General features: G+C 43.0%; 9 protein-coding genes. All 9 read left to right on the forward strand.

Annotation, left to right across the window (positions count from 1 at the left end):
• The coding region (locus tag PX484_RS04975; RefSeq protein ID WP_288103062.1) for a RecQ family zinc-binding domain-containing protein at positions 1-388 on the forward strand (388 nt) is incomplete at its 5' end.
• Between the two features lie 419 nt (positions 389-807).
• A complete protein-coding gene (locus tag PX484_RS25960) occupies positions 808-1368 on the forward strand; it encodes a hypothetical protein (protein ID WP_042790988.1) in 561 nt (186 codons plus the stop codon).
• 176 nt (positions 1369-1544) lie between these two features.
• Entirely contained in the window at positions 1545-1730 is a 186-nt protein-coding gene (locus PX484_RS04985) for a PEP-CTERM sorting domain-containing protein (protein WP_287768189.1), read from the forward strand.
• Positions 1731-1920: 190 nt separating this feature from the next.
• Positions 1921-2166, forward strand: coding sequence for a UPF0175 family protein (locus PX484_RS04990; protein WP_002770883.1), 246 nt, complete (start codon positions 1921-1923; stop codon positions 2164-2166).
• Positions 2163-2648, forward strand: a complete 486-nt coding sequence (locus tag PX484_RS04995) for a PIN domain-containing protein (RefSeq protein WP_004163648.1) — start codon at positions 2163-2165, stop codon at positions 2646-2648. Before PX484_RS04990 ends, PX484_RS04995 begins: the two co-directional genes overlap by 4 nt.
• 281 nt (positions 2649-2929) lie before the next feature.
• Positions 2930-3205, forward strand: a complete 276-nt coding sequence (locus PX484_RS05000) for a hypothetical protein (protein ID WP_002752924.1) — start codon at positions 2930-2932, stop codon at positions 3203-3205.
• Positions 3202-3570, forward strand: a complete 369-nt coding sequence (locus tag PX484_RS05005) for a hypothetical protein (protein ID WP_002752923.1) — start codon at positions 3202-3204, stop codon at positions 3568-3570. The genes PX484_RS05000 and PX484_RS05005 overlap by 4 nt, the downstream gene beginning before the upstream one ends.
• Positions 3571-3760: 190 nt before the next feature.
• Entirely contained in the window at positions 3761-3811 is a 51-nt protein-coding gene (locus tag PX484_RS05010) for a hypothetical protein (RefSeq protein ID WP_230400958.1), read from the forward strand.
• Positions 3812-3953: 142 nt separating this feature from the next.
• On the forward strand, positions 3954-4154 hold the full coding sequence (locus PX484_RS05015) for a DUF4160 domain-containing protein (RefSeq protein WP_287768192.1): 201 nt from the start codon (positions 3954-3956) through the stop codon (positions 4152-4154).
• Positions 4155-4275 lie beyond the last annotated feature (121 nt).

Below are 4275 nucleotides of genomic sequence, written 5' to 3' on the forward strand. Positions count from 1 at the left end.
AGATAATAGCGATAAAAACCAGCAAAAATTCTTTAACTCCCAACAGGAACGCCAATACCGACAAGCTTGGCAAATTTTAGCCCAAATTCCCCTAGAGGGCAAAGTAGAGGCGATTAGTGCCGAATTTCCCGATGGTGCGCTTATTCTCTCCCTTTTACACAGTCTCGATCGCCTAGAATGGCTCGATCCTTTTCATTATCGGCTTATTTATCCTCATAATTCAGCCAAGATGACTTTTAAACCCAGAAATGAGATATTTCCCTACCTCTATACCCGTCGCTGTCGTTGGCACTTTCTCTTAAATGCCTTTGGGTTTCAGGAAAATGCCGATAATTTTCGCTGTGGTCATTGCGATAATTGTCGTCGCAATCGACCTCTGGTAAGCTAGGGAGCGCCAGAGCAGGGAGAGCAGAGCATTTGTACTAAATTTTTTATGTCTTTTTTCTCCTCCTGTCTCGGATTCTCCTCACTTAAGGTCAGATTTTTGATTTTTGCAGGAGATCTATAGCGGTTTTCCCAGAAGTTAGTCCCCATTGAATCTATCAAGGGATTTACCATACCTTACCCGAAATAATAGTGAAATTTTGTAACAAAGTGCAGCCAGATACAAGAATCTTTGCTAGATTTCTAGAAAGCTTCTGTGATAAGTCTCCTTAAAAAGAGATTGTTTGCAGTAAGCTAATCTGGCTAACACGCTTTTGGGCGTGATATGGGGGAAAGTTCTTGGTTTCTGTATAATTAATAGTTATACGCTTTTAGAAAAATTTGCTGTGAAGCTTTAATCTCAATCTTTTTAAGGGTTTAATTATGTCAAACAAAAATTCTGACGAATTGGCGCAAAAACTCGCCCAGCGTTTTGGTGATGCTAACGTATCTAAACGAGCTTTGAGTGCCCTTATGGCTAATACATTTTCAAAAATGTACTTTATAATTGACAGAGAATGGAATCAAGGTGAAAAGCTTTACAAGAACATGATTTTAACCTCAATCCGATACTTAGAGGAATGCGGATCAGGCAATTATAATAACATTATGGAAAGTTTAGTCGCTATCAACTCTTTACCACTTGTTTGTAAGAAGTCTTCTGATGCTGGGGCTAGTATAACTGCTGCTATTGCGGCTAGTATCAAAGAAACTTATGATGCTTTAGAAACAAATGAAATTTCTGTCATAAGGAAGAGAATAGGAGGTCATATCTCATTTTTTAGTACAATAGTTAGTGTGTCTAAACAGGAATCATTAATCAGTCAAGAAGAATTAACTACACTTTCGCAGAACATTCCAGCTAATCTTAAGTATATTCTTGAAAAATTTGATAGTGGAGAATGGAATGAAAATACACTCATTCATCAATCTGATTTGGTGTGATCGGGGCATAACACATCATTGGAGCGGACAATGTTAGAGATTTTGGTGTTGAGTTGATAGACTATCGCTTGCCGCTCAATTCAACCGTTATGCCGACAAGCTTCCGAATAGTCCCTAGTTAGGTTAAATTACACATTCACGAGGAAAAAAGCTATCGCTGTAGGGTGCGTTCCCTAATGCAAGTCCTACTGCTCCACCGATCGATTTTTGGGGAACGCACCATGCACATTTACTGTGGGTTTAAGTGCGATGCCGCTCCCCCCGCTCAAACCCCGGAACCCTCTGCCCTCGTTGGTCTGGGGGCTGTCGTCGCTCTGGGGGCTGGCTTCAAGCGCCGCCCCACTCAGGCAGACAAAAACTAAGCTTTAATTGAAGGTATTACAACAGGAGAACCGCAAGGGTCTCTTTTTTTGCTATTTAAAAGAGGATTATTTGATATTTGCTTCTTTTTAACGGAGATTGGAGAAATCATAAACCTCCCTCAAGGCACTAGACACAAGCGAGCTATCATAAAACCATCGCTGATTTGACAATCGCCAACCCCTAAAAATTATGAGCGTAGTTATTCCTAATGACATACTGACCGCATCAGGACTCTCCGAAGACGAGCTAAAACTAGAAATCGCCATCATGCTCTTTAAACAAGACAAAATCAGCATCGGCAAAGCCCGTCATCTTGCAGGCATGAACCTCCTCCAATTTCAACACGAACTTAATCTACGAGAGATTTGTGTCCATTATGACCTTGAAGAATTAGAAGAAGACATCCAAACCTTACAAAAACTAGGCAGACTATGATCGTCGTGAGTGACACCTCACCCATTACCAACCTAGCCGCCGTTAACCAGTTAACCCTTTTGCATCAACTCTATGGAACAATTATCATTCCTCAAGCCGTTTATGAGGAAATGGCGAGTTTAGGTTACGCCGTTCCTGGCACGATTGAAATCATGACCTTATCTTGGATAGAAACACGGCCCGTCACCCAGCAAAACCAAGTTAATCAACTACTCAATAAATTAGACCGAGGAGAATCAGAAGGGATTATTTTAGCGCTAGAATTAGGCGCAGATATATTAATTTTGGATGAAAGAAAAGGACGCAAAGTTGCACGATCTCTTGGGCTAAATATTACTGGAATATTGGGCGTTTTACTCGAAGCCAAGCAAAAAGAATTGATTATGAATATTAAACCGATTGTTGATCAGCTAATCTCAAAAGCAGAATTCCGAATTAGCGAAACACTCTACAGAAAGGTTTTGACAATTGCGGGAGAATGAGTCTATTGCAATATTTCAACCCATTTTACAAAGTGCGATGCCGAAGGCACTGCGTAGCAGCACGCCGATCTTGTAGGGTGCGTTCCCTAATGTGGCTCCTACTGCTCCACCGATCGATTTTGGGGAACGCACCATGCACATTGATTGAAGCGCCGATTCAAATTTGAAGTGCACCACTGGGGGGCTTGCGATGAGGCGGCTCATCAGTAGTAGAGCGGGAGCACTTCGTTAGAATAAATCAGAGTATCATTAAGGCAAAATACTGAGTTGAGGTCAACCAGATGGCAGTTCGTCAACGGCGTTATCCCAAAGATGAGTTAGCCGAGCGAGGGCAAAAACTCTACGAATCTGGCATTCGGCAGCAAGTCGAAGCCGGTAATGAAGGTAAGATTGTAGCGATCGACATTGAAACTGGAGAGTTTGAAGTCGATGAAAACGTTGTGCCTGCAACTAATCGGCTCTTTGAACGTCACCCCGATGCCCAACCTTGGATCATTCGTATCGGACATCGCGCTGTTTATCATTTCGGGGCACGGAGTTTGAAGAAAAATCCATGATGGAAGGTGTTGTAAATTTGCGGCGTGAAGCCACGCTAAGGATTGTAGTCGGAAACTCAAATCGGCAACTGCAAGCGGTTGACGCGGTGATTGATACTGGGTTCAATGGATTTTTATCTTTGCCCTCTACAATCATCGCTACATTAAATTTACCTTGGAGTGGTTCTGATTTTGTCACGCTGGGTGATGGCAGTGAAACTTATTTTGATCTGTACACTGGGACTGTGATATGGGATGGGCAGTACCAAGAGATTGATATTGCAGAATCAGAAACAGAGCCTCTACTAGGAATGGCGCTGCTTTACAGATATCGGTTGCAGGTCGATAACATTGAGGGCGGTAAGGTCAAGATTGAAGCCTTATGAGCCAGTGCTAGAAGAGATTCGGTGAGGCGCGGTCTAACAACGCAGCCGTAGGGTGCGTTCCCTAATATGGCTCCTACTGCTCCAGCGATCGATTTTTGGGGAACGCACCATGCACATTGATTGAAACTGTGGGTTAAAGTGCGATGCCGCTCCTCCCGCTCAAACCCCAGAACCCTCTGCCCTCGTTGGTCTGGGGGCTGTCGTCGCTCTGGGGGCTGGCTTCAAGCGCCGCCGCGCCTAGGCAGACAAAAACTAAGCGTTAATTGAAGGTATTACAACAGGAGAACCGCAAGGGTCTCTTTTTTTGTGGGTAATTGTGAATTAGAGAAATTGACATATAATAAGAGCATAGAGCTAAATATACCTTTAAAATAGCTTTTCTCATGCCTACCGTCCTTCAAGTTGGGCCTTACAGTTTTATCTTTTTCAGTTCAGATCAACGAGAGCCAGCCCATATCCATGTCAAACGCGATCGCAAACTCGCTAAATATTGGCTTGATCCCATTACCTTAGAGAAAAACCGAGGATTCAAAGAACATGAATTAAACCAGATTGCTAAACTAATAACTGGACTTCCCCGTTGACAAAAGGCCATAACCTGTGCTGTAGAAGGGATTAAGAGAATTTACAGCGCCCCGTTACTGGGTACAAATCAGGGAAACTCCCAATAAATCTAACGCTTTTTGTTGCAGTTGGGTCGGTCGA

The organism is Microcystis sp. M49636_WE2 (assembly GCF_030065375.1).
GTDB lineage: Bacteria > Cyanobacteriota > Cyanobacteriia > Cyanobacteriales > Microcystaceae > Microcystis > Microcystis aeruginosa_C.